This window comes from Rhodosalinus halophilus (genome assembly GCF_003298775.1).
GTDB classification, from domain to species: domain Bacteria; phylum Pseudomonadota; class Alphaproteobacteria; order Rhodobacterales; family Rhodobacteraceae; genus Rhodosalinus; species Rhodosalinus halophilus.
The window spans coordinates 177,962-199,769 of the sequence record NZ_QNTQ01000006.1; the positions used below are offsets into that span (position 1 = coordinate 177,962).

Sequence of the window (21,808 nt, forward strand, 5' to 3'; positions counted from 1 at the left end):
AGCGGCGCGGTTCAGCGCCGCTCGTCGGCCTCGAGGAAAGCGAGCGTGGTGCCGCCATAGCGGCGCGTCTCGAGAAGCGTGAAGCCCTCGGGCGGTGCCACGGCGGCGCCTTCCTCCCAGATGACGAGCGCGCCGGGCGCGATCCAGCCGCCTGCGCGCGCGGCGTCGAGCGCCGCCTCGCCCAGCCGCGCGCCATAGGGCGGGTCGAGAAAGACGAGATCGAAGGCATCGCCCGGACAGGGGCCGAGCCGCCGGGCGTCGCGGCGCAGGTGCGTCGCGCTGGCCTCTGCTCCGCAGGCGCGGATGTTGCGGGCGATGAGCCGGGCGGCGATGCGGCCGTCGTCCACCAGCACCGCCTCCGCCGCGCCGCGCGAAAGCGCCTCGAGCGCGAGCGCGCCGGTGCCCGCGAAGAGGTCGAGAACCCGCGCCCCCGTCACCGGGTCGCCGAAGCGGCCGCCGCCCAGCACGTTGAACAGGCTTTCGCGCACGCGGTCCTGGGTAGGACGCAGTCCCGCGGCCGCACCGGGCCCCGCGAGCGCGCGGCCCCGCCAGACGCCGCCGACGATCCTCATGCGGCGCTCACGCCGCGAGCAGAGCCTTGAGGTCGGTCGCAGGGTCCGCGATCGCCGCGGGATCGGGCGACTTGCCCGCCTCGATCAGGCGCTTGCCGACCATGTAGTCGCGCGGTGCGTTCATCGCGTCCACGGCGATCAGGCGGTCGCCCGCGAAATACCAGTGCGAGGCCGAGAGGTCCGATGCGCCGGGCCGCACCGCGACCCGCGTATAGCCGGCGTTGAGCCCGGCGATCTGAAGCTTCACGTCGTATTGGTCCGACCAGAACCAGGGGTGCGGGTCGTAGGGCGTGTCCGCGCCGAGCATGTTGCGCGCCACCGCCTCGGCCTGATCGATGGCGTTCTGCACGCTCTCCAGGCGGATGCGCGCGCCGCGCCAGGGAAAGCTCGCGCAGTCGCCTGCCGCCCAGATCGCGGGGTCGGAGGTGCGGCCCAGCTCGTCCGTCGCGATCCCGTTGTCGATGGTCAGCCCCGCCGACTCGGCCAGCGCCGTGGCCGGCGTGATGCCGATGCCCACGATGACGAGGTCGAGATCGAGTTCCGCGCCGTCCGCGAGCACCGCGCCGGTCACGTGATCCTCGCCGGTGAGCCGGTCGAGCGCGGTGCCCTCGCGGATGTCCACGCCCCTTGCGCGGTGCAGCCCGCGGAACCAGTCGGCCGTCTCGGGGGCCGCGACACGGCCGAGGATCCGCGGCGCAGCCTCGATCAGCGTGACCTCCATGCCCGCGGTGCGGCAGACCGCCGCCGCCTCGAGCCCGATGTAGCCGCCGCCCACCACCAGCGCGCGCGCGCCGGGCCGGATGGCGGGCGCCATTTCGTCCACATCCGCCAGCGTGCGCACGACGTGCACGCCGCGCAGCTCGCCGCCCATCGCGCCGGGCAGGCGGCGGGGAACCGCGCCGGTGCAGAGCGCCAGGGCGTCGTAAGGCAGGGCCTGTCCCCCGGCGATCACGCGACGGTCGGCGCGGTCGATGGCGACCACCGTCTCGTCGAGGTGCAGGTCGATCCCGTTCTCGGCGTAGAAGCTTTCCGGGCGGAGATAGAGCCGCTCGAGCGCCATCTCGCCCATCAGGTATTTCTTGGACAGCGGCGGGCGCTGGTAGGGCGGCGCGTGCTCTTCACCGATCAGCGTGAGGCTGCCGGTGTAGCCCTCGGCGCGCAGCTTCGCCACCAGGGCGGCGCCCGCCTGTCCGGCGCCGACGACGACCACGTTCTGCATCCTGTCCGCGCCCCCTTTTTCCGTTGGTCCCCGCGCCGGGCGGAGCCTATATCCTGCCCGGTGCAAATGGCAATTCCGCGAAGGAGAGGACGATGATCTCAGTCGGCGACACGCTGCCGGAGGCGACGCTCATGGCGATGGGGGCCGAGGGGCCGGCCCCGGTCTCGATCGGGGACAAGGTGAAGGGGCGCAAGGTCGTGATCTTCGCCGTGCCCGGCGCCTACACGCCCACCTGTCACTCGGCGCATGTGCCGAGCTTCGTGCGCACGAAGGGGCAGTTCGACGAGAAGGGCGTGGACGAGATCATCTGCGTCTCGGTCAACGACGCCTTCGTGATGGATTCCTGGGGCGAGGCGACCGGCGCGAGCGCGGCCGGGATCACCATGCTGGCCGATCCGCTGTCGGAGTTCACCAAGGCCATCGGGATGGACTTCGACGCGCCGCCGGCGGGGCTCATGGGTCGGTCGAAGCGCTACGCGATGCTCGTCGAGGACGGCAAGGTGACGCTGCTGCACCTCGAGGAAAACCCCGGCGCCTGCGAGACCTCGGCCGGCGAGGGCCTGCTCGCCGCGATGTGAGCGGCGCGCTCGGTCGCCCCTCGGCGGGGCTCCTCGCGAGGAGCGCCCGCAAGGGCGCGACCGAGCCTTTCCCGGTCAGCCCGCGAGCTGGTCCATCTTGCGCGCGAGCTTGGCGTCGAGCGACGACAGACCGCCCACGTCATGCGTCGAAAGCGTGACCTCGACCGTCTTGTAGACGTTGAACCATTCGGGGTGGTGGTCCCATTTCTCGGCCCAGAGCGCCGCGCGCGTCATGAAGCCGAAGGCCTCGACGAAATTGGCGAACTCATAGGTCTTGGTGATCGCGTCGCGCCCCTCGACCATCTTCCACCCCGCCTCGAAGAGCGGCGCCAGCATGGTCTCGCGGCCCGTGTCGCTGAGAAGCTCGGTCATTCCCGTTCCTCCACATCTGCTTTCCTGAACGGCCCGTAGGCGGTGAGCACCTCGATATCCTGTTCCACCGCGCGGCGCTCGGCCTCGAGATAGCGGCCCACGGCCTCGGCGAAGCCCTTGTCGGCCATCCAGTGCAGCGAGTGGATCTCGGCCGGCAGGTAGCCGCGGGCGAGCTTGTGCTCGCCCTGCGCGCCGGCCTCGACCCGGGCGAGGCCGTGGTCGATGGCGTAGTCGATGGCGCGGTAGTAGCAGGCCTCGAAATGCAGGCAGGGGTGATGCTCGGTGCAGCCCCAGTAGCGGCCGAAGAGCGCCTCGCGGCCGATGAGATTCATCGCGCCGGCGATCCAGGATCCGTCGCGTTCGGCCATGACCAGAAGGATGTCGTCGCGCAGCCGCTCCTGCGCGATGTCGAAGAAGGCGCGCGTGAGGTAGGGACGGCCCCATTTCCGGGCGCCGGTGTCCTGGTAGAAGGTCCAGAAGGCGTCCCAGTGCTCGGGGCGCAGGTCGTCGCCCGTGAGCATCCGGATCTCGCCCCCGAAGTCGTTGGCGACGCGCCGCTCCTTGCGGATCGTCTTGCGCTTGCGTGACGAGAGATCGGCGAGGAAGGCGTCGAAGTCGGCGTAGCCGCGGTTGATCCAGTGGAACTGCTCGGTGACGCGGTGCATCAGGCCCATGGCTTCGCCTGCCTCGGCCTCTTCGGCGGTGCAGAAGGTCACATGGACCGAACTCACGCCGGCGTCCGCCGCGATCTGCACCGCGCCCTGCACCAGTGCGGCCCGTCCCGCGGCTTCGTGGCCCGGCCGGACGAGCAGCCGCCGCCCGGTGGCCGGGGTGAAGGGCACCGCGATCTGCAGCTTGGGGTAGTAGCGGCCGCCGGCGCGCTCGTAGGCATGCGCCCAGTTGTGGTCGAAGATGTATTCGCCCTGGCTGTGGCTCTTGGCATAGAGCGGCGCCACGGCGATCACCTGCCCGCCCTGCCGGACGGTCATGTAGTGCGGCTCCCAGCCGGTGCCGGGACCGACGGAGCCGCTGTCCTCCAGCGCCTTGAGGAAGCGGTGGGTGGTGAAGGGATCGTGCGGCGGGCCGCCATCGGCCGCCTCGGGGCAGGCGCATGCGTCCCATTCCTCGGCGGATATCCCGCCGAGACTGGTCAGCGTGTGGATTTCCACGGTGTCGTCGCGCATCGCGTCCCCTCGGACCCTTCAATCTGGGCCGCCGGCCGGGCGGATCAAGCGGGGATCGCCGCCGCGTAGCCTTCGAAGGTCACGTTGTCGGCCACGCGGCGCGCGTCCTGCTCGGCCTCTTCCGAGCGGATCGTCCAGCACAGCACCGGCATTCCCCGCGCCTTGAGCGCGGCGATGCGCGGGTTGTCGAGATCCCTGGCTTCGTGGCTGACGAAAACGGCCCCGCTCGCCTCCAGTTCCGGCATCCCGCGCAGATGCGCGCGCAGGGTCTCGGGGAAATGCGGCCAGAGCTCCGCGTCGAAGACGCTGGTCGTCAGGCCGCGCGGAAGATGCGGCGCCAGCTCGCCCATGCGGCGCACGGAATGCCCGTTGAAGGACATCACCGCCACCGGCCCCGCGTAGTCCGCGAGCGCCCGCGCCGCGGCCGCTTCCAGCGCGCCGACGTCGGGGCCCATCCGCCCGTCCTGATCCTTGATCTCGACCAGCAGGGGCGCGCGGCCGTTCACGATCCCCAGGATGTCGCCGAGCGTCGGGATACCCTCGCCGTCGCCGCCCGAGAGCGGGATGCGCGAAAGCTCGTCGGCGCTGCGGGCGCCGACTGCGCCCCGCTCGCCTGTCAGGCGGCCGAGATCGTAGTCGTGGAAGACCATCGCCTGCCCGTCGGACGAGAGCTGCAGGTCGATCTCGACGGCATAGCCGGCCGCGACCGCCGCGCGCACGGCGGCGCGGCTGTTCTCGGGCCGCCCGGGTCCGTGCAGCGCGCGATGCGCGACGGGCCGGCGCAGGAACTCGGGGTGCAGCGTCGTCATGCGATTTCGAAGATACCTTCGATCTCCACCGCGACGCCCAGCGGCAGCGCGCCCGCCGAGACCGCCGATCGCGCGTGCCGCCCCGCCTCGCCCAGCGCCTCGACCAGGAAATCGGAGGCCCCGTTCACCACCTTGGGCTGCTCGGTGAAATCGGGCGTGGAATTCACGAAACCGGTGAGCTTCACCACGCGCTTCAGCCGGTCCAGATCGCCGTCGCAGGCCGCCTTGACCTGCGCGAGCAGCATCAGCGCGCAGCGCTTCGCGGCAGCCGCGCCAGCCTCTGTATCGAGGTCCGCGCCCAGCTTGCCGGTGATGAGCCGCCCCGTCTCGTCCATCGAGATCTGGCCCGAAACGTAGAGCAGGCCGCCCGCCTGCACGAAGGGCACATAGTTCGCCGCCGGCGCGCTCGCCTCCGGCAGCTCTATCCCCAGTTCCCTGAGCCGCGCCTCGTGTCCGGCCATCGCCGCCTCCATCCTCCGGTTTACGTTCGCGCAGGACGCTACATCCTGCGCGCGGCATGCGAAAGCGCGATTCCCTGCGCGACGGCGGGGCGCTCGCACCCGCGGGGAGTCTTCGACCGGGATGCTCTTCGACACGCGGCACGCTCGCGCGCGCTCGAAGCGCTGCATGAGCGCATTCTTGCCGCCGCCGCGACCCCCGGTGCGCGCACCGCTGGAGCGACGGAAGGCCTTGCATCCGCGGCACGCCCCGACGCAGTTGAACATGGTCGGCGCATGGGCTGGAGCCTGGCCGCGCCGAACGGGGCCCGAAGGGCGCATGGGCATTGCAGCGGAGGCTGCTAGGTAGCAAGTTGGATCAGCCTGAACGAGAAAGATGATCGGAACCTTGTCGACATTCCGCACCTTCGCCCGTCCGCGACGTACCGCGCTTTCCGCGCTCCTCGTCGCCTGCTCGCTCGCACTTGCCGGCTGTTCGACGCCGCCCGGCGGCGAGGGGGTGGTGCACGACCCCTACGAGACGCAGAACCGCAGGGTGCACGACTTCAACCGCGCCTTCGACCGGACGGTCGTGCGCCCGCTCTCCCGCGGGGCGGGCGGCGACGGCGAGCAATCCGACCTCGCGATCGCGGCCGTCAATTTCGCGGACAATCTCGGCGCGCCGCAGAATGCCGTGAACCGGCTGCTGCAGGGCGAGCTGGGCCTTGCGGGCCGCAATCTCTGGCGCTTCACGGTCAACACGACGCTGGGTTTCGGCGGGCTCTTCGACGTGGCGGCGGATTTCGGCATCGAGCCCGACGACACCGACTTCGGCGAGACGCTTTACGTCTGGGGCGTTCCCGAGGGCGCCTACCAGGAGCTGCCGATCCTCGGCCCCTCGACCGAGCGGCGGACGGCCGGGCGCGTCGTCGATCTTTTCACCAATCCGCTCAGCTCCGTGCTCACCCATGACGAAAGGGCCTATGCCCGCGCCGCGCGGATCACCGGGCGCGTGCTCGAGCGCGGGCGCTACGGCGGCGCCGTCGACTCGGTCCTGCACGAAAGCGCCGACAGCTACGCGCAGAGCCGGCTGATCTATCTGCAGAACCGCCGCTTCGAGCTGTCTGGCGGCGCCGCGTCCGAGACGGATTTCACCGACCCCTACGAGGAACTCTATGGCGAATGACATCACACGCCGCGCGGCCATTTGCGCAATCGCGGGCGGCGCCGGCCTCGCGTGGTGGCCGGGCGCGGCGGTTGCGCTGACCGAGGCGCGGGCGCGGTCGCTCGTCCAGTCGCTCGTGAACGAGATCAACGCGGTGATCGCGTCCGGCAAGTCCGAGCAGGCGATGTATCGCGACTTCGAGCGCATCTTCGCGCGCTACGCCGATGTGCCGACCGTCGCGCTCTATACGCTCGGTGTCGATGGGCGCAGCGCGACCGCCGCGCAGAAACGCGCCTACATCGACGCCTTCCGCGGCTACATCGCCCGCAAATACGGCTCGCGCTTCCGCGAGTTCATCGGCGGACGGCTCGAGGTCGAGAGCGTCCAGCAGATCAAGAACTACTACCAGGTCCGCACCATCGCCTATCTGCGCGGCGAGGATCCGTTCTTCGTGGATTTTCACGTCTCCGACCGCTCGGGCGAGGATCGCTTCTTCAACATGTTCATCGAAGGGGTGAACATGCTGCTGACCGAACGCGAGGAGATCGGCGCGATGCTCGACCGGCGCGGGCGCGATCTGGACCGGCTGATCGCCGATCTGCGCACGATGGGCTGACGCCCTCAGCGCCGACCGCCGCCCCCGAATAGTTCCTGTAGAACCTGTTCCAGCACGGTCTCGCCGACGTCCCCGGGTCGCGTATCGCGCGGGGTCTGGCGGGACGTCTCGGGACGCGGCGGAGGGCGCAGCATGGGCAGCGGGCGCGGCTCGAGACCCTCGTGGACGCGCAGCATGGTCTCGCGCCAGATCTCTGCCGGCAGACCTCCGCCCGTGACGCCGGTCAGGGGCGTGTTGTCGTCGTAGCCCATCCAGACGCCGGCGACGTAGTCGGAGGTGAAGCCGACGAACCACGCGTCGCGCGCCGCCTGCGTCGTGCCGGTCTTGCCGGCCGCCTCGCGGCCCTCCAGCCGGGCGCGCTGCCCGGTGCCCTGGCTCACGACCTTTTCCATCATGTAGATAAGCTCGCGCGCGGCCTCCTCACGGATCACCCGCTCGCGGATGCCGCCGCCCGTGTTGTCGATAAGCGGCTCGTCGTCGCCCTTCAGCCGCAGGTCGACGATGCCGTAGGGCGTGACCGCCGAGCCGCCGTTCAGGATGCCGGCATAGGCGCCGGTCATCTCCAGCAGAGTGGATTCGGAGGCGCCCAGCGCCAGCGCGGGTCCGTCGGCCAGGTCGCTTTCGAGCCCGAAATCCGAGGCGACGGAGCGCACGTTCTCGCGCCCGACCTGTTCGGAGATCTTCACCGCGGGGATGTTCAGTGACCGGGCGAGCGCCTCGGTCAGCGTGACCGGGCCGTAGAAATTGTCCGAATAGTTCTCGGGGCTCCACGGTCCCGAGCCGGGGATGTCGATGGTGATGGGCTCGTCCACAACGACGTCGTCATGGTGCCAGCCGAGCTCGAGCGCGGTGGCGTAGACGAAGGGCTTGAAGGCAGAGCCCGTCTGCCGGTTGGCCTGCGTCGCGCGGTTGAACACGCCCGAGACGCGCAGCTTGCGCCCGCCGACCATCGCGCGCACCGCCCCGTCGGCGCTCATCACGACGATGGCCGCCTGCGCTTCCGATCCCTCGCGCACCTTGGTTTCAAAGACATGGACCAGCGCCTCCTCGGCGGCCTCCTGAATGCGCTGGTCGAGCGTGGTACGGATCACCACGTCCTCTGTGGTGTCCCGGGTCAGGTATTCCGGTGTCGACGACATGAGCCAGTCGGCGAAATAGCCGCCCGCGCGGGCCTCGGCCGCCTCCGACAGGCCGGCGGGCTCCGACAGCGCCTGCGCGGCCTGGGCCTGCGTCAGATAGCCCTGATCCTCCATCAGCCGCACGACCACCGCGGCCCGGTCCCGCGATCGCTGAAGGTTGTTGGTCGGCGCGAGTGCGGTGGGCGCCGTCAGAAGCCCGGCGAGCATCGCCGCCTCCGCCGGGTCCACCGCTGCGGCAGGCTTGCCGAAGAAGCGCTGCGCGGCCGCCTCGGCGCCATAGGCCCCGCCGCCCATGTAGGCGCGGTTGAGATAGATCGAGAGGATCTCGTCCTTGGAGTACTTCGCCTCCATCGCCATGGCGTAGAGCGCCTCGCGTATCTTGCGCCAGAGCGTGGTCTGGCGACAGGAGGCCTCGTAGGCGGACTCGCTCTCGTAGACCTCCGGGTCGTATTCGTTGCCGAGGCAGAGGAGTTTGGCGGTCTGTTGCGTGATGGTCGAGCCGCCGTGCCCCTCGAGCGGCCCGCGGCCCTCGCTCAGGTTGATCCGGATGGCCCCCGCAATGCCGATGGGGTCCACGCCGGGATGCATGTAGAAGCGCTTGTCCTCGGTCGCGATCACCGCATGCTTGAGATGCGGCGAGACGCTGCCGGCGGTGACCGCCCCGCCGAATTGCGCGCCGCGCCAGGCGAAGACTGTTCCCTCCCGGTCGAGCATGGTGACGGAGCCGCGCGGTCGGCCGTCGAGCAGTTCCTGCATGCCGGGAAGGGTGGAGTAGTAGTAGGCCACGCCGCCGCCGATCATGAGCGCGACGATCAGGCTCACACGCCATGTAAAGCCCCAGACGAGCCGCCACACGAAGGCGAGCACCGCGCCGGCCGGACCGCGGCGGCGCGGTGTAGCCCGTCGGGAGGGCGCCTTCTTGACGGTCTTTCGCGCTGCAGGCTTGCGCGAGCGCGCCCCGTTCTTGCCGGAGCCCTTGCCGGCGCGCCCCTTGCGCGGCGCACTGCGCGTCGCCGTCAGACGCGGAGGTCTCCGGCCTGAATCACTCATCTCTGCCCGTCCTGCACCTGCCTTTTGGCCGCAGAATAGCCGCTGAGGACACGGATGTAGAGCGATTACGCCTCATGCGCGAGTTCGTGACATGCCCAAAGAATATGCAACAAGATCATGTTGCTCAGAATTTGTGCGATCGGTCTCGCCTCGCGCGTCTACCAGCCGCGGTGCGCTTTCCTCGCGCCGGGCGGCTGGCCTTTGCTGCATCTGCACAGTCGCAGGCGCCGCGCCTGCCAAAGCGAAGGGGATGCAGGTGAAACTGATCATAGCGACAATCAAGCCGTTCAAGCTGGAGGAGGTCCGGGAAGCCCTGACCGCCATCGGCGTGCGCGGCATGATGGTGACGGAGATCAAGGGCTTCGGCTCGCAATCCGGACACACGGAGATCTACCGCGGCGCCGAATACGCCGTGAACTTCGTGCCGAAGATCAAGCTGGAAATCGCGGTCGACGCGCCGATGGCCGACCAGGTGGTCGAGACCATCGCCAAGACCGCGCGCACCGGCAAGATCGGCGACGGCAAGATCTTCGTCCTCGATCTCGAACAGGCCGTGCGGGTGCGCACCGGCGAGACCAATGCGGACGCGCTCTGAGCGCCGCGGGCAAACACCAAGAGGGGAAAAATCGATGAAATTCATGCGAACTCTGGGCCTTGCGGGCGCGATGATCGCGCTTCCCGCGCTCGGCATGGCGCAGGAAGCCGAGGAGGCCGCGCCGATGCTGGTGCCGACCGATTCGGTCTTCATCTTCAACTCGCTGCTGTTCCTGATCGGGGGCTTCCTCGTGTTCTGGATGGCCGCCGGCTTCGCCATGCTCGAATCGGGCCTCGTGCGCTCGAAGAACGTGACGATGCAGCTGACCAAGAACATCGGGCTCTTCTCGGTCGCGGCGATCATGTATTACGTCGTGGGCTACAACCTGATGTATCCGCTGGGCGACTGGGCGATCCAGAACTGGTTCTCGGGGCTCTTCCCCTCGGTCGCGGTGCTCGAGGCCGTGGGCGTCGAGCGCGATGCACTGGACGATTACGGTTACGCCTCGACCGGCTCGGACTACTTCTTCCAGCTGATGTTCGTGGCGACCACCGCCTCGATCGTGTCCGGCACGGTGGCCGAGCGGATCAAGCTCTGGCCCTTCCTCGTCTTCATCCTGTTCCTCACGGCCATCATCTATCCGCTGCAGGCGTCCTGGAGCTGGGGTGGCGGCGTGCTGTCTGAGGCGGGCTTCTCCGACTTCGCGGGCTCGACGATCGTGCACTCGGTCGGCGGCTGGGCCGCGCTGGTGGGCGCGATCATCCTCGGGCCGCGTCTGGGCAAATACGGCAAGGACGGCAAGGTGAACGCGATCCCGGGTTCCAACCTGGCGCTCGCGACGCTCGGCACCTTCATCCTGTGGCTGGGCTGGTTCGGCTTCAACGGCGCCTCGCAGCTCGCCATGGGGTCGGTGGGCGACGTGGCCGACATCAGCCGGATCTTCTCGAACACCAACGCGGCCGCGGCCGGCGGCGCGGTGGCGGCGCTGATCCTCACGCAGGTGGTCTACAAGAAGCCGGACCTGACGATGGTGCTCAACGGCGCTCTGGCGGGGCTCGTCTCGATCACCGCCGAGCCGCTGACGCCGACGCTGGGCGCAGCCACGCTGATCGGCGCCGTGGGCGGCGTGATCGTCGTCTTCGCGGTGCCGATGCTCGACAGGCTGAAGATCGACGACGTCGTCGGCGCGATCCCGGTCCACCTGCTCGCCGGCATCTGGGGCACGCTCGCCGTGCCGCTGACCAACAGCGGTGCCTCCTTCGGCACGCAGATCTACGGCATCGTGCTGGTGGGCATCTTCACGGTCGTGGCCTCCGCCATCGTCTGGTACGTGGTCAAGCTGGCGATGGGCCTGCGCGTGGACGAGGAGACCGAGGTCAACGGGCTCGACATGGCCGAACTGGGCATGGAAGCCTATCCCGAGTTCTCCAAGGGCGGCGCGGCCTGAGCGGCCCCGAACCCTGACCAAAGGAAGGCCCGGGCGGCGCGCCGCCCGGGCCTTTTTCTTTGACGTCACCTGACGGCGGCCCGCCGCGCGAGGCCGGTCAGGGCTCCACGCGTTTCGGCGCGCCCGAGGCCATGTCGGTGCCGATGTAGGGAAGCTTCTTCTCCTTCCACGCGCCGAAGCCGCCCTCCATGTGCGCGATCCGGTTCAGGCCCCTTTCCATCGCGAGCCGCGCCATCTTCTCGCTGCGCACGCCCGAGCCGCAGTGCAGCACGATGCGCTTCTCGGTCTGGCCGGGCAGCATCTCGGGCTTGAAGAAGGGCATCGGCATCAGGAGCGCGCCCTCGACGTGCTCGAACATGTATTCCTGCGGCGTGCGCACGTCGATCACGACGATCTCGCCCTTGCGGCAGGCGTCGAACACCTCCTCGGGCGTCCAGGTCTCGAAGGTGGCGTCGCCCACTTGCTCGGTCTTCATCGCGTGATCTCCTCAGAAGGTGTTGGCAGGTATCTTGAAGTAACTCTTGCCGTCCGACTCCGCCTCCGGCAAGCGCCCGCCGCGCAGGTTCACCTGAAGGGCATAGAGCATCCGGTCCGGCAGCGAGAGCGTGGCGTCGCGCTCTTCGCGGATCTTCACGAACTCGTCGCGGGGCGTGCCCCCGCCCAGGTGCTTGTTGTGCGCCTTGTGCTCGGCGACCGTCGCCTCCCAGGCGGGATCGGTGCGATCGCCGACCGGCGGGTAGTCGTGGCCGACGAAGAGCCGCGTCTCGTCGGGCAGGGCGAGGATCGCCATGAGCGAATCGTAGAGCTCCGAGGCCGAACCGCCGGGGAAGTCGGCGCGCGTGGTGCCGGCGTCCACATGCATCAGCGTGTCATGCACGAAGGCCGCGTCGTCACCCACCACGTAGGTGATTGAGCCGAGCGTGTGGCCGGGCGAGAGCATCACCCGCACGGGCAGCTCGCCGAGCATGAAGGTCTCGCCGTCGGCGAAGAGGCGGTCGAAGTCCCGGTCGGGGTCGAAGGCGCCGGGGGTGTTGTAGAACGTCTCCCAGAGCTTGGCGATGTCGCGCACCTTCGTGCCGATCGCCGTCGGCGCGCCGAGCTGCTCCTTGAGCCAGGCCGAGGCCATCAGGTGGTCGGCGTGCGGGTGGGTGTCGAGGATCCACTCGACCGTCAGGTCCTCGGCCTTCACGAAGTCGAGGATCTCCTGCGCAGCGGCCGTGTCGGTACGCGCCTCCGACGGCGTGAAGCCAAGCACCACGTCGATCAGCGCCGCCTTCTTCGTTGCTTCGTCGATGACGACATACTGGATGCTGCCCGAGGGCTTTTCATAGAAGCCCACGACGCGCGGGGAGTTGGGGCCCTTGGACGGGCTTTCGCGAGTGAACATGCGTCCTCCTGATCGGATAACTGCGTTTGGAATTCACTTAATGGAATGTGTCGGGATTCCAAGGGGGCGTGTCTTCGCTGGCCAAATCAGGCGGAAGCATGCTAGGTGTTGCGGCATGAATGATGCGAGCCACAACATACCCAGTGCCCATCCGGCCATTCGCGCGCTCGACGAGGCCGCGATCAACCGGATCGCGGCCGGTGAGGTGGTGGAGCGGCCCGCCTCGGCGGTCAAGGAGCTTGTCGAGAACGCGCTGGATGCCGGCGCCCGGCGGATCGAGGTGGCCCAGGCGGAGGGCGGCAAGACCCTGATCCGCGTGACCGACGACGGGCATGGCATCGCCGCGGCGGAACTGCCGCTCGCGGTGGCGCGCCACGCCACCTCGAAGATCGACGGCTCCGATCTGCTCGACATCACCAGCTACGGTTTCCGGGGCGAGGCGCTGGCCTCGATGGGCGCAGTGGGGCGGCTCACGATCTCCTCGCGGGTGGCGGGCTCCGAGGCGGCCGAGATCACCGTGACCGGCGGCCGTCTGGGCGAGGTGCGGCCTGCGGCGCTGCGCCGGGGCACGGTGGTCGAGCTGCGCGATCTCTTCCGCGCGACGCCGGCGCGGCTGAAGTTCCTGCGTTCCGACCGGGCCGAGACCCAGGCGATCGGAGATGTCGTCCGCCGGCTAGCGATGGCGGAGCCCTTCGTCAGCTTCACGCTCGCGGACGTCTCGGGCGGCGAGGAACGGCTGAGCTTCCGCGCGGACGCCGAGACCGGCGATCTCTTCGATGCGCTGCACGGCCGGCTGACGCGGGTGCTGGGCGCCGAGTTCACGAAGAACGCGCTCAGGATCGAGGCCGAGCGCGAGGGGCTGCGGCTCACCGGCTACGCCGCGCTGCCCACCTATTCGCGCGGCGCGGCGGTGGCGCAGCATTTCTTCGTCAACGGCCGGCCGGTGAAGGACCGGATGCTGCTCGGCGCGCTCCGGGCGGCCTACATGGACGTGCTGCCGTCCGGCCGCTACCCGGCCGCCGCGCTCTACATCGACTGCGATCCCGCCCGGGTCGACGTCAACGTGCATCCCGCCAAGACCGAGGTCCGCTTCCGCGACCCCGGCGTGGCGCGCGGGCTGATCGTCTCGGCGCTCAGGCATGCGCTGGCCGGGGCAGGGCACCGGGCCTCCTCGACGGTGGGCGGCGCGATGCTGGGCGCGGCGCGGCCCGAGGCACCGGCGTCGCCCCGTTACCAGATGGATCGCCCCTCCGCCGGGGCGCGGGCCGCGACCCATGCGGCGCAGGCGCCGCAGCCCGGCTTCGCCGAAATGGCGCAGGATTGGAGCGCGCGGGTGGAGCCGGTCGAGGAGGCCCCGCGAGGGGCCGAGGAGACCCCGCCCGAGGCCTTGCCGCTCGGCGCCGCACGGGCCCAGCTGCACGAGACCTACATTCTGGCGCAGACGCAGGACGGCATGGTGATCGTGGATGCGCACGCGGCGCACGAGCGCCTGGTCTACGAGCGTCTCAAGCACCAGCTGGAAGAGCGCGGCGTTGCGGCACAGGCGCTGCTCATCCCCGAAGTCGTCGAAATGCCCGAGCCGGGGCGCGGACGCCTGCTCGACGCCGCCCAGGATCTCGCGCGGCTGGGGCTCGTGCTCGAGCCCTTCGGCGGCGAGGCGCTCGCCGTGCGCGAGACGCCGGCGCTGCTGGGCGAGGTGGACGCGCGCGCGCTGCTCTTCGACGTGGCGGACGCGCTGGAAGAGACCGGCACGACCTCGGGCCTCGAGGCGCGGTTGATGGCGGTGCTCAGCCGCATGGCCTGTCACGGCTCGGTCCGGTCGGGCCGACGGATGCAGGCCCACGAGATGAACGCGCTGCTGCGCGAGATGGAGGCGACGCCGCTGTCCGGCCAGTGCAATCACGGCCGGCCCACCCATGTCGAGCTCAAGCTCGCCGATATCGAGCGGCTGTTCGGGCGCCGATGATCGAGATCGGCGGGCGCGCGCTTTCGCTCGAGGATCCCCTGGTGCTCGCGGCGCTCGGCGGCGCGGCGCTCGTCCTGCTGGTGATAGCCCTTCTCGTCGCGGCCACCCGCGCCGCGGCGCGCGCGGCCCGGGTGGCGGAACCGCTCGCGCGGGACGTCGGCGCGCTCGGCCAGCGCGTGCAGGCGCTCTCGGACGGGCAGCAACAGCTCGCGGGCGGGCTGTCGCATGTCTCCGAGGCACAGAGCCGCGCGCAGGCCGAGATGCTGCGGCTGATGGAAGCGCGGTTGGCCGAGGTGAACGCCCGGATGGCCGAGAGCCTCACGGGAAGCGCCCGGCGCACCGCGCAAAGCCTGGGCGAGCTGCAGGAACGGCTCAAGACGATCGACCGCGCGCAGGAGAACACCACCCGGCTTTCGGGCGATGTGCTGAGCCTGCAGGATATCCTGTCCAACAAGCAGACCCGCGGCGCCTTCGGCGAGATCCAGTTGCACGACATCCTCGCCAAGGCGCTGCCGCGGGACAGCTACACGCTGCAGCCGACGCTTTCGACCGGCGCGCGACCGGACTGCATAGTTCATCTGCCCGAGCCCCCCGGGCCGATCGCCATCGACTCGAAGTTCCCGCTGGAGGCCTACGAGGCGCTGCGCAGGGCCGAGACGCCCGAGGCCGCGAAGCGCGCCGCGCAGGGCCTCCGGCAGGCGGTGCGCCTGCATGTCCGGGCGATCGCTGACAAATACATCGTCGAGGGAGAAACGGCCGACGGCGCGATCCTCTTCCTGCCGTCCGAGGCCGTCTACGCCGAACTGCATGCCAGTTTCGCAGAGACGGTGCGCGAGGGCTTCGCCGCGCGGGTCTGGATCGTCTCGCCGACGACCTGCATGGCGACACTGACCACCATGCGCGCGATCCTCAAGGACGCGCGCATGCAGGCCGAGGCGGGGCGGATCCGGCGGGAGCTCTCCCTGCTTCACGCCGATGTCGCGCGGCTGGGCACGCGCGTGGAGAACCTCGATCGGCACTTCGGGCAGGCGGCGCGCGACATATCCGAGATCAAGGTGAGCGCCGAGAAGGCGGGGCAGCGCGCGCGGCGGCTCGACAGCTTCGATTTCGAAGAGCTTGCACCGGAACCGGCGGCGCGCGTCGATCCCGGCCGCTGAGCAAGAAGAATTTTCGTGCGAAAATTCTTCGTGTTTCGCGCACCGGCTCCGAAAATCTTTCGATCGAAAGATTTTCTTCGCGCGCTGTCAGATCTTCAGGAAGGGCTGGGCGAGCCGCGGCATCAGGCCGGAAAACCGCAGCGGTGCGTCCGTCACGGCGAGACAGATGCAATCCTCGCCCTCTTCCGCCACGGGCGTGTGTTCGATCTCCTGGTCGGCGATCTCCACGTCGCCGGGGCCGAACCGCCCGTCCGTGTCGCTGAAGGCGCCACGGAGCACGAGCGTGAGTTCGAGACCCTGGTGCCCGTGATCGGGCACCGCGGTGCCCGCGGGGATATGCAGCAGACGCGCGCGCGCGTCGCCGTTCACGGGCAGGAGCGCCTGGCGCACGCCGCGGCCCACGTTCTGCCAGCGCACGGCGTCCAGATCGCCCCCGACGTAGTCCCGGATCGGGCGCGGCAACACATGGGTGCCCGGTCGTGCGGGCGCGGGTTCGTCCGGTTCGCCGCCCATGCGGATCATGCGCAGGGTCGCCGCGAGGCTGTCCTCCGCCATTTCGGCAGTCGGTTCGTCCTCCAGCAGCGCACCGCCGACCGCGTCGTAGCTTTCCGCCTCGGCGCGGCACTGGTCGCAGAGCGAAAGATGCGAGGCCACGATCAGGTCGAAGGCCTCGGGCAGCGTGCCGGCCGAGTAGGCCATCAGCAGCTGCGGGCTCAGGTGGTGGGTGATGTCGTTGTTCATGGGCTTCGTCATCTCAGTGCGTGGCGCAGCCGGTCCAGGGCGAGCCGGATGCGCGATTTGATTGTGCCGAGCGGCAGGCCCGTCTCTTCGGCGATCTCGCTGTGAGACAGTTCGCCGAAATAGGCGCGCTCGATCAGAACTCTCTGTTTTTCCGGCAGGCTCCGCAGCGCCTCGGCCAGACGCTCGCTGTCCTGTTGCAGCGCCAGCACGTCGTCCTGCTGCGGTTCGGCCTCGGGGCCCCAGGGCAGATCCTCGGGTTCGGGGCGCCGCTGGCGGCGCAGCGCGTCGATCCGCCGGTTGCGCGCGATGGTGAACACCCAGGTCGAGACGCTCGCGCGCGCGGGGTCGAAGAGATGCGCCTTCTGCCAGAGGGTCGCCATGACCTCCTGCGCGCATTCCTCGGCCAGGCCATCGTCGGCGCCCGACCGGATGAGAAACGCCTTCACCCGAGGGGCGAAATGCGCGAAAAGTTCGGCGAAGGCCGCCTCGTCGCGCGCGTCGCGGATGCGCACGACATGGTCGACCCACTCCGAAGCGCCCTGCGCGCGATCCTCAGCCATCCGCGTCACCCTGGAGCCGGCGCCACGCGAGGCCGCCGGCACGCCGCTTTCCGCCCCCGCCGGCGCACCGGGCGGGGTGAGCGGAAGCGTGTCGCAGTCTTCGATCCAGTCGACATTGCTGAACATGTAGCCAATACGGCGGAGGATTGCGACCGGATCACCGCGCGCCACGATTTTCTTTTGCATCCGGACGGGGCCGGACTGCGTAACAGAACCTGACGTGCGCGCCAGCCAGCGAGGAGAAACGCCAGATGCCATTCGAATCCGCCCCCGCCGCCCCCCGCCGCATCGCCGTGATCGGCGGCGGTATCTCGGGCATGGGCGCCGCACATTTTCTCGCGGGGGCGCATCGCGTGACGCTCTATGAGGCCGAGCCCCGGCTGGGCGGGCACGCGCGGACGGTGCTCGCCGGCAAGCGGGGCGATCAGCCGGTGGACATGGGCTTCATCGTCTTCAACCACGCCAATTACCCGTTGCTCACCCGGCTCTTCGCCGACCTCGGCGTGCCGGTCGCTGAGTCGAACATGAGCTTCGGCGTCTCGATCGACGGCGGCCGGTTCGAATATGCGCTGCGCACGCCCGGCGCGCTCTTCGCCCAACGGCGCAACCTGGTGAACCCCGGCTACTGGGGCATGCTGCGCGACATCCTGCGTTTCAACGCGCGCGCCTTCGATCTCTCCCGGCAGGACGGCATGACGGTGGGCGCGCTGCTCGAGACGCTGCGCTGCGGCGTGCGCTTCCGCGAGCACTATCTGCTGCCCTTCTCGGGCGCGATCTGGTCGGTACCCAAGGCGCAGATCCTGGATTTCCCCGCGCGCACGATGCTCGACTTCTTCCGCAATCACGCCCTTCTCGGCGTGACCGGCCAGCATCAGTGGTACACGGTGCAGAACGGCTCTGTGCAATACGTGGACCGGCTGCAGGCCTCGCTCGCCCGTAACGGCGTGGCGATCCGCACGGGCGCCCCGGTCGAATGGGTGCGCCGCGGCCCCGAGGGCGTCACGGTCAAGGCGCCGGGCGCGGAGCCCGAGCTTTTCGACGATGTGGTCTTCGCCACCCATTCGGATCAGGCGATGCGCCTGATCGCCGATCCGACACCGCAGGAGAAGGCCACCGTCGGCCGCATCGGCTATCAGCCCAACGACGTGGTGCTGCATTCGGACCCCGCCGTGATGCCGCGGCGCAGGCTTGCCTGGTCGTCGTGGAACTACACCGAGGCGGCCGGCCAGCGGCCCGACCGGATCGGCGTCACCTACTGGATGAACTCCCTCCAGCCGATCCCGCAGGACGACCCGCTCTTCGTCTCGCTCAACATGACGCCGCGCATTCGCGAGGAACACATCCACGACCAGGTGACCTTCTCCCACCCGGTCTACGATGCCGCGGCGCTTGCCGCGCAAGGCGAGGTGGCGGCGATGAACGGCACCAACCGCACATGGTTCTGCGGCGCCTGGATGAAATACGGCTTCCACGAGGACGGCCTGTCCTCGGCACACGACGTGGCGCAGGCGATCCTGCGGCGCGCCGAGGCCGGGACGGTGGCGGCGTGAGCCGGGCGGAGCATATCGCGGGCCAGACCTGGCACGGCCGTCGCGGCGCGATCGGCAACGGCTTCCGCTACGGCGTGGATTACGTGCTCGTCGACGCGGAGGCGGCACGGATCGAGGCGCCCGCGGCCTTCTCGCGCAACCGCGGCGGGCTGGTCTCGCTCTGGGACGCGGATCACGGCGGGCCGCGCGGGCACGGCCGCGGCGCGGCCTGGGTGCGCGGCGTGCTCGCGGCGCATGGTCTCGACCTGCCCGGCCGGGTGCTGCTGCTGGCGCAGCCGCGGGTGCTGGGGCATGTCTTCAATCCTGTGAGCTTCTGGCTCTGCCACGACGCAGAGGAGCGGCTCTGCGCCGTGATCGCCGAGGTGAACAACACCTTCGGCGATCGCCACTGCTATCTCATTCATCACGACGACCTGCGCCCCATCGAGGCGCAGGACCGTCTGGCGGCGCGGAAGATCTTTCACGTCTCGCCGTTCCAGCCTGTCGAGGGCGGTTACACCTTCCGCTTCGATATCCGCGACGATCGTGTGGGCGTCTGGATCGACTACCGCGCGGGCAATGCAGAGGGCCTCTATGCGACCCTCACCGGACGGCGAAGGCCCCTGACGTCGGGCGGTCTCGCCGGGATGCTGCTGCGCCGGCCGTTCGGCTCGCGCCGGGTTCTGGCGCTCATTCACTGGCAGGCGCTGAAGCTGTGGTGGAAGGGCGCGCGCTTCCACCCGCGGCCGGAGCCGCCGGAGGCCGAGATCAGCCGATGACCCATCGCCTGCCCGCCTACGGGCTCTTCGCCGCGATGCTCGCGGCGGCGGGCCTGCCGCTCTATATCCACGCGCCCAAGGTCTATGTGGACGACTACGGCGTGAGCCTCGCCGCGCTCGGCGCCGTGCTCTTCGGTCTCAGGCTCCTCGACGTGGTGCAGGATCCCCTGCTGGGGCGACTGGCGGCGGCGTTGCGCGGGCGGCGGGCGCCGGCGGTCGGTGTCGCGGTGTCGGTGATCGCGGCGGCGATGGTGGGGCTGTTCGCGGTGACGCCGCCGGTCGCGCCGCTGCTGTGGTTCGCGCTGATGCTGACGGCGGTCTTTTCGGCCTTCAGCTTTCTCACCATCGCCTTCTACGCCCAGGGCGTGACCACTGCAACCGACCTGGGGCAGGGTGGGCATCTGCGCGTGGCGCGCTGGCGCGAGACCGGGGCGCTGATCGGCGTCTGCGCGGCTGCCGTGGCGCCCGAGGCGCTGGGCTTCGCCGGGTTTGCCCTGGCCTTCGCCGCGCTCGCCCTTGCCGCGGGGCTGTCGATGCGCGGCGAATGGCGCGGCCCGGTCGAGGCGCCGGCGGGCGGCTTCGCGCCGGTGCTGCGCGATCCGGCCGCGCGCCGTCTTCTTTTCGTGGCGCTGGTCAACGCGACGCCGGTCGCCGTGACCTCGACGCTCTTTCTCTTCTTCGTCGAAAGCCGGCTTCAAGCGCCGGGGATGGAGGGGCCGCTCTTGCTGCTGTTCTTCCTCGCCGCCGCGCTCAGCGCGCCCTTCTGGGGCAAGGCGGCGGATCGCTACGGGGCGCGGCGCATCCTGCTGCTGGGCATGGGCGCCTCGGTCGTGGGCTTCGTCTTCGCGCTGGGGCTGGGGGCCGGGGACTGGCCGGCGTTCGCCGTCATCTGTGTCGTCACCGGCGCGGCGCTGGGCGCGGACATGGTGGTGCTTTCGGCGCTCTTCGCACGCCGGCTCGAGACCATCGCGCCGGGCGCGGCCGAGGCCTTCGGCCTGTGGTCCTTCGTCACCAAGGCGACGCTGGCCTTGGCGGCCGCCACGCTGCTGCCGACGCTCGAGGCCGCCGGCTTCGAGGCCGGCACCCGGAACGACGCGCAGGCGCTCTGGACGCTCACGATCCTCTACGCCGGGGTGCCGTGCCTGCTGAAGCTCGTCGCCATGGCGCTGCTGGCCACCGCGCCGCTCGGCCACGACGACGAAGATATCGAGACCGGGACGGAAACGGGAACGGGAACGAACACATGGAAAACCTCATCTACGCGCTGACCGGCGCGGCCGCCATGGCGGTGCTGGTCTGGCTGCGGACGCGCTTCTTCGGGTTCCTGGCCCAGAGTCCTGGCGACTATGGCGCGGGCGGGCCGCAATTCGACATCCGCCGTCATCTCGACGGTCCGCTCGTCTGCGACGGCGTGATCTACGGGCCGACGGGGCGTGTCGCCTCTCGCTTCAAGGGCGATTTCGACATCACCTGGCAGGGCAACACCGGCGTCATGCGCGAGCGCTTCGAATACGACAGCGGCGCGGTGCAGCACCGGGCCTGGCATCTGACGATCGGCAACGACGGGCGCATCCGTGCGCAGGCCGAGGATGTCGTGGGCGACGGAGAGGGCTGGCAGAAGGGTTCCGCCGTGCAGCTCAAGTACCGCATCCGCCTGCCGGAGGAGTCAGGCGGTCACGTGCTCGACACCACCGACTGGATGTATCTGACGCCGGCTGGAACCATCGTGAATCGCAGCCAGTTTCGCAAATACGGAATCAAGGTGGCGGAACTCGTGGCCACCATGCGCAGAAAGGATGCGGCGTGAGAGACTGGGCCGGCAAACGGTATTGGCTGATCGGCGCGAGCGAGGGCCTGGGCGAGGCGCTGGCCGAGCGCATGAGCAAGGCCGGCGTCGAGCTGGTGCTCTCGGCCCGCTCGCGCGACAAGCTCGAGACGCTGGCCGGGCGGCTGCCGGGACGGGCAAGAGCCGTGCCGCTGGACGTGACCGACCTCGACAGCCTGAAACGCGCCGCCGAGGAGGCGGGAGAGGTCGACGGCATGGTCTATCTCGCCGGCGCCTACTGGCCCTTCAGCGCGCGCGAGATCGACGCGGAGAAGATCGAGGCGATGGGCGACATCAACTTCACCGGCGCGCTGCGCGCGGTGGCGGTGGCCCTGCCGCCGATGGTGGCGCGCGATCGCGGCCATGTGGTGCTGACGGGCTCGCTCTCCGGGTTCCGGGGCCTGCCCGGCGCGGTCGGCTACGCCCCCTCCAAGGCGGGCGTCATGGCGCTCGCCGAAAGCATGTATTGCGATCTCCGCAAGACCGGCGTCGAGGTGCAGGTCGCCAACCCCGGCTTCATCCGGACGCGCCTGACCGACAAGAACGACTTTCACATGCCGTTCCTGATGGAGCCCGAGGACGCCGCCGAGCGGATGTTCGGCCACATGTCGCGCGGCGGCTTCAAGTACAGCTTCCCCACGGCGTTCTCCTGGGTGTTCCGTGGCGGCCAGTTCCTGCCGGACTGGCTTTACTATCGCATCTTCTCGTAACATCCTGCGCCCGCTCATCGAGCCGCAGGAG

General features: G+C 69.7%; 23 protein-coding genes. 12 read left to right on the forward strand and 11 right to left on the reverse strand.

Annotated features, from left to right (window positions below; translation table 11 throughout):
- Nucleotides 1-11 precede the first annotated feature (11 nt).
- On the reverse strand, nt 12-572 hold the full coding sequence (gene rsmD / locus DRV85_RS07440) for a 16S rRNA (guanine(966)-N(2))-methyltransferase RsmD (protein ID WP_113288821.1): 561 nt from the start codon (nt 570-572) through the stop codon (nt 12-14).
- Nucleotides 573-579: 7 nt separating this feature from the next.
- Nucleotides 580-1,791: an NAD(P)/FAD-dependent oxidoreductase gene (locus DRV85_RS07445; protein ID WP_113288822.1), complete on the reverse strand. Its 1,212-nt coding sequence runs from the start codon at nt 1,789-1,791 to the stop codon at nt 580-582.
- Nucleotides 1,792-1,883: 92 nt separating this feature from the next.
- On the opposite strand from DRV85_RS07445, the gene DRV85_RS07450 reads away from it, so the two are divergent.
- Entirely contained in the window at nt 1,884-2,369 is a 486-nt protein-coding gene (locus DRV85_RS07450; RefSeq protein WP_113288823.1) for a peroxiredoxin, read from the forward strand.
- 75 nt (nt 2,370-2,444) lie between these two features.
- Here the strand turns inward: DRV85_RS07450 and DRV85_RS07455 are convergent, their stop codons facing one another.
- From DRV85_RS07455 to DRV85_RS07470, 4 genes are read right to left on the reverse strand one after another with little or no spacing between them, the layout of a single operon-like run.
- Complete coding sequence (locus tag DRV85_RS07455) at nt 2,445-2,741, reverse strand: 4a-hydroxytetrahydrobiopterin dehydratase (protein WP_113288824.1); 297 nt, start codon at nt 2,739-2,741, stop codon at nt 2,445-2,447.
- Nucleotides 2,738-3,925, reverse strand: coding sequence for a GNAT family N-acetyltransferase (locus tag DRV85_RS07460; RefSeq protein ID WP_113288825.1), 1,188 nt, complete (start codon nt 3,923-3,925; stop codon nt 2,738-2,740). Before DRV85_RS07460 ends, DRV85_RS07455 begins: the two co-directional genes overlap by 4 nt.
- A 44-nt stretch (nt 3,926-3,969) precedes the next feature.
- Nucleotides 3,970-4,734, reverse strand: a complete 765-nt coding sequence (locus DRV85_RS07465; protein ID WP_113288826.1) for a glycerophosphodiester phosphodiesterase family protein — start codon at nt 4,732-4,734, stop codon at nt 3,970-3,972.
- Complete coding sequence (locus tag DRV85_RS07470; RefSeq protein ID WP_113289200.1) at nt 4,731-5,195, reverse strand: RidA family protein; 465 nt, start codon at nt 5,193-5,195, stop codon at nt 4,731-4,733. The genes DRV85_RS07465 and DRV85_RS07470 overlap by 4 nt, the downstream gene beginning before the upstream one ends.
- Before the next feature lie 373 nt (nt 5,196-5,568).
- Here DRV85_RS07470 and DRV85_RS07475 point away from each other — a divergent pair, with 373 nt between their 5' ends.
- Both DRV85_RS07475 and DRV85_RS07480 read left to right on the forward strand, forming a co-directional pair.
- Nucleotides 5,569-6,357, forward strand: coding sequence for an MlaA family lipoprotein (locus DRV85_RS07475; RefSeq protein WP_113288827.1), 789 nt, complete (start codon nt 5,569-5,571; stop codon nt 6,355-6,357).
- Nucleotides 6,347-6,952: an MlaC/ttg2D family ABC transporter substrate-binding protein gene (locus tag DRV85_RS07480; RefSeq protein WP_113288828.1), complete on the forward strand. Its 606-nt coding sequence runs from the start codon at nt 6,347-6,349 to the stop codon at nt 6,950-6,952. Before DRV85_RS07475 ends, DRV85_RS07480 begins: the two co-directional genes overlap by 11 nt.
- 5 nt (nt 6,953-6,957) lie before the next feature.
- On the opposite strand, the gene DRV85_RS07485 is transcribed toward DRV85_RS07480, so the two are convergent.
- Entirely contained in the window at nt 6,958-9,141 is a 2,184-nt protein-coding gene (locus tag DRV85_RS07485) for a transglycosylase domain-containing protein (protein WP_113288829.1), read from the reverse strand.
- Nucleotides 9,142-9,397: 256 nt separating this feature from the next.
- Here DRV85_RS07485 and DRV85_RS07490 point away from each other — a divergent pair, with 256 nt between their 5' ends.
- Nucleotides 9,398-9,736, forward strand: coding sequence for a P-II family nitrogen regulator (locus tag DRV85_RS07490; RefSeq protein WP_113289201.1), 339 nt, complete (start codon nt 9,398-9,400; stop codon nt 9,734-9,736).
- Between the two features lie 34 nt (nt 9,737-9,770).
- Nucleotides 9,771-11,123 carry an ammonium transporter gene (locus DRV85_RS07495; protein ID WP_113288830.1) on the forward strand — a complete coding sequence of 451 codons (1,353 nt, stop codon included), beginning with the start codon at nt 9,771-9,773 and terminating at the stop codon, nt 11,121-11,123.
- Between the two features lie 97 nt (nt 11,124-11,220).
- Here the strand turns inward: DRV85_RS07495 and DRV85_RS07500 are convergent, their stop codons facing one another.
- Complete coding sequence (locus DRV85_RS07500) at nt 11,221-11,598, reverse strand: rhodanese-like domain-containing protein (protein ID WP_113288831.1); 378 nt, start codon at nt 11,596-11,598, stop codon at nt 11,221-11,223.
- A 12-nt stretch (nt 11,599-11,610) separates the two neighbouring features.
- Nucleotides 11,611-12,510, reverse strand: a complete 900-nt coding sequence (locus DRV85_RS07505) for an MBL fold metallo-hydrolase (RefSeq protein WP_113288832.1) — start codon at nt 12,508-12,510, stop codon at nt 11,611-11,613.
- 115 nt (nt 12,511-12,625) lie between these two features.
- On the opposite strand from DRV85_RS07505, the gene mutL reads away from it, so the two are divergent.
- Nucleotides 12,626-14,476: a DNA mismatch repair endonuclease MutL gene (mutL, locus tag DRV85_RS07510; protein WP_113288833.1), complete on the forward strand. Its 1,851-nt coding sequence runs from the start codon at nt 12,626-12,628 to the stop codon at nt 14,474-14,476.
- On the forward strand, nt 14,473-15,633 hold the full coding sequence (locus tag DRV85_RS07515; RefSeq protein ID WP_113288834.1) for a DNA recombination protein RmuC: 1,161 nt from the start codon (nt 14,473-14,475) through the stop codon (nt 15,631-15,633). The genes mutL and DRV85_RS07515 overlap by 4 nt, the downstream gene beginning before the upstream one ends.
- Before the next feature lie 87 nt (nt 15,634-15,720).
- Here the strand turns inward: DRV85_RS07515 and DRV85_RS07520 are convergent, their stop codons facing one another.
- Nucleotides 15,721-16,374, reverse strand: coding sequence for a ChrR family anti-sigma-E factor (locus tag DRV85_RS07520; protein WP_233495431.1), 654 nt, complete (start codon nt 16,372-16,374; stop codon nt 15,721-15,723).
- Nucleotides 16,375-16,382: 8 nt separating this feature from the next.
- Nucleotides 16,383-16,934, reverse strand: coding sequence for a sigma-70 family RNA polymerase sigma factor (locus DRV85_RS07525; protein WP_113289202.1), 552 nt, complete (start codon nt 16,932-16,934; stop codon nt 16,383-16,385).
- 251 nt (nt 16,935-17,185) lie between these two features.
- Here DRV85_RS07525 and DRV85_RS07530 point away from each other — a divergent pair, with 251 nt between their 5' ends.
- The 5 genes from DRV85_RS07530 to DRV85_RS07550 are packed head-to-tail and all read left to right on the forward strand — an operon-like array spanning nt 17,186 to nt 21,777.
- Complete coding sequence (locus DRV85_RS07530) at nt 17,186-18,484, forward strand: NAD(P)/FAD-dependent oxidoreductase (protein WP_113288836.1); 1,299 nt, start codon at nt 17,186-17,188, stop codon at nt 18,482-18,484.
- Entirely contained in the window at nt 18,481-19,242 is a 762-nt protein-coding gene (locus DRV85_RS07535; protein WP_233495432.1) for a DUF1365 domain-containing protein, read from the forward strand. The genes DRV85_RS07530 and DRV85_RS07535 overlap by 4 nt, the downstream gene beginning before the upstream one ends.
- Nucleotides 19,239-20,510 (forward strand): MFS transporter, encoded by a 1,272-nt coding sequence (locus DRV85_RS07540; protein WP_113288838.1) that lies wholly within the window; start codon nt 19,239-19,241, stop codon nt 20,508-20,510. The genes DRV85_RS07535 and DRV85_RS07540 overlap by 4 nt, the downstream gene beginning before the upstream one ends.
- A complete protein-coding gene (locus DRV85_RS07545; RefSeq protein WP_113288839.1) occupies nt 20,486-21,049 on the forward strand; it encodes a DUF3833 family protein in 564 nt (187 codons plus the stop codon). The genes DRV85_RS07540 and DRV85_RS07545 overlap by 25 nt, the downstream gene beginning before the upstream one ends.
- The gene (locus DRV85_RS07550) at nt 21,046-21,777 is read left to right on the forward strand and encodes an SDR family NAD(P)-dependent oxidoreductase (RefSeq protein ID WP_113288840.1); all 732 of its coding nucleotides are present in this window, start codon (nt 21,046-21,048) and stop codon (nt 21,775-21,777) included. Before DRV85_RS07545 ends, DRV85_RS07550 begins: the two co-directional genes overlap by 4 nt.
- Nucleotides 21,778-21,808 lie beyond the last annotated feature (31 nt).

Coding starts and splice junctions, on each gene's coding strand:
- rsmD (WP_113288821.1), bottom strand. CDS start 572: ATGAGGATCGTCGGCGGCGTCTGGCGGGGCCGCGCGCTCGCGGGGCCC.
- DRV85_RS07445 (WP_113288822.1), bottom strand. CDS start 1,791: ATGCAGAACGTGGTCGTCGTCGGCGCCGGACAGGCGGGCGCCGCCCTG.
- DRV85_RS07450 (WP_113288823.1), top strand. CDS start 1,884: ATGATCTCAGTCGGCGACACGCTGCCGGAGGCGACGCTCATGGCGATG.
- DRV85_RS07455 (WP_113288824.1), bottom strand. CDS start 2,741: ATGACCGAGCTTCTCAGCGACACGGGCCGCGAGACCATGCTGGCGCCG.
- DRV85_RS07460 (WP_113288825.1), bottom strand. CDS start 3,925: ATGCGCGACGACACCGTGGAAATCCACACGCTGACCAGTCTCGGCGGG.
- DRV85_RS07465 (WP_113288826.1), bottom strand. CDS start 4,734: ATGACGACGCTGCACCCCGAGTTCCTGCGCCGGCCCGTCGCGCATCGC.
- DRV85_RS07470 (WP_113289200.1), bottom strand. CDS start 5,195: ATGGCCGGACACGAGGCGCGGCTCAGGGAACTGGGGATAGAGCTGCCG.
- DRV85_RS07475 (WP_113288827.1), top strand. CDS start 5,569: ATGATCGGAACCTTGTCGACATTCCGCACCTTCGCCCGTCCGCGACGT.
- DRV85_RS07480 (WP_113288828.1), top strand. CDS start 6,347: ATGGCGAATGACATCACACGCCGCGCGGCCATTTGCGCAATCGCGGGC.
- DRV85_RS07485 (WP_113288829.1), bottom strand. CDS start 9,141: ATGAGTGATTCAGGCCGGAGACCTCCGCGTCTGACGGCGACGCGCAGT.
- DRV85_RS07495 (WP_113288830.1), top strand. CDS start 9,771: ATGAAATTCATGCGAACTCTGGGCCTTGCGGGCGCGATGATCGCGCTT.
- DRV85_RS07500 (WP_113288831.1), bottom strand. CDS start 11,598: ATGAAGACCGAGCAAGTGGGCGACGCCACCTTCGAGACCTGGACGCCC.
- DRV85_RS07505 (WP_113288832.1), bottom strand. CDS start 12,510: ATGTTCACTCGCGAAAGCCCGTCCAAGGGCCCCAACTCCCCGCGCGTC.
- mutL (WP_113288833.1), top strand. CDS start 12,626: ATGAATGATGCGAGCCACAACATACCCAGTGCCCATCCGGCCATTCGC.
- DRV85_RS07515 (WP_113288834.1), top strand. CDS start 14,473: ATGATCGAGATCGGCGGGCGCGCGCTTTCGCTCGAGGATCCCCTGGTG.
- DRV85_RS07520 (WP_233495431.1), bottom strand. CDS start 16,374: ATGAACAACGACATCACCCACCACCTGAGCCCGCAGCTGCTGATGGCC.
- DRV85_RS07525 (WP_113289202.1), bottom strand. CDS start 16,934: ATGGCTGAGGATCGCGCGCAGGGCGCTTCGGAGTGGGTCGACCATGTC.
- DRV85_RS07530 (WP_113288836.1), top strand. CDS start 17,186: ATGCCATTCGAATCCGCCCCCGCCGCCCCCCGCCGCATCGCCGTGATC.
- DRV85_RS07540 (WP_113288838.1), top strand. CDS start 19,239: ATGACCCATCGCCTGCCCGCCTACGGGCTCTTCGCCGCGATGCTCGCG.
- DRV85_RS07545 (WP_113288839.1), top strand. CDS start 20,486: ATGGAAAACCTCATCTACGCGCTGACCGGCGCGGCCGCCATGGCGGTG.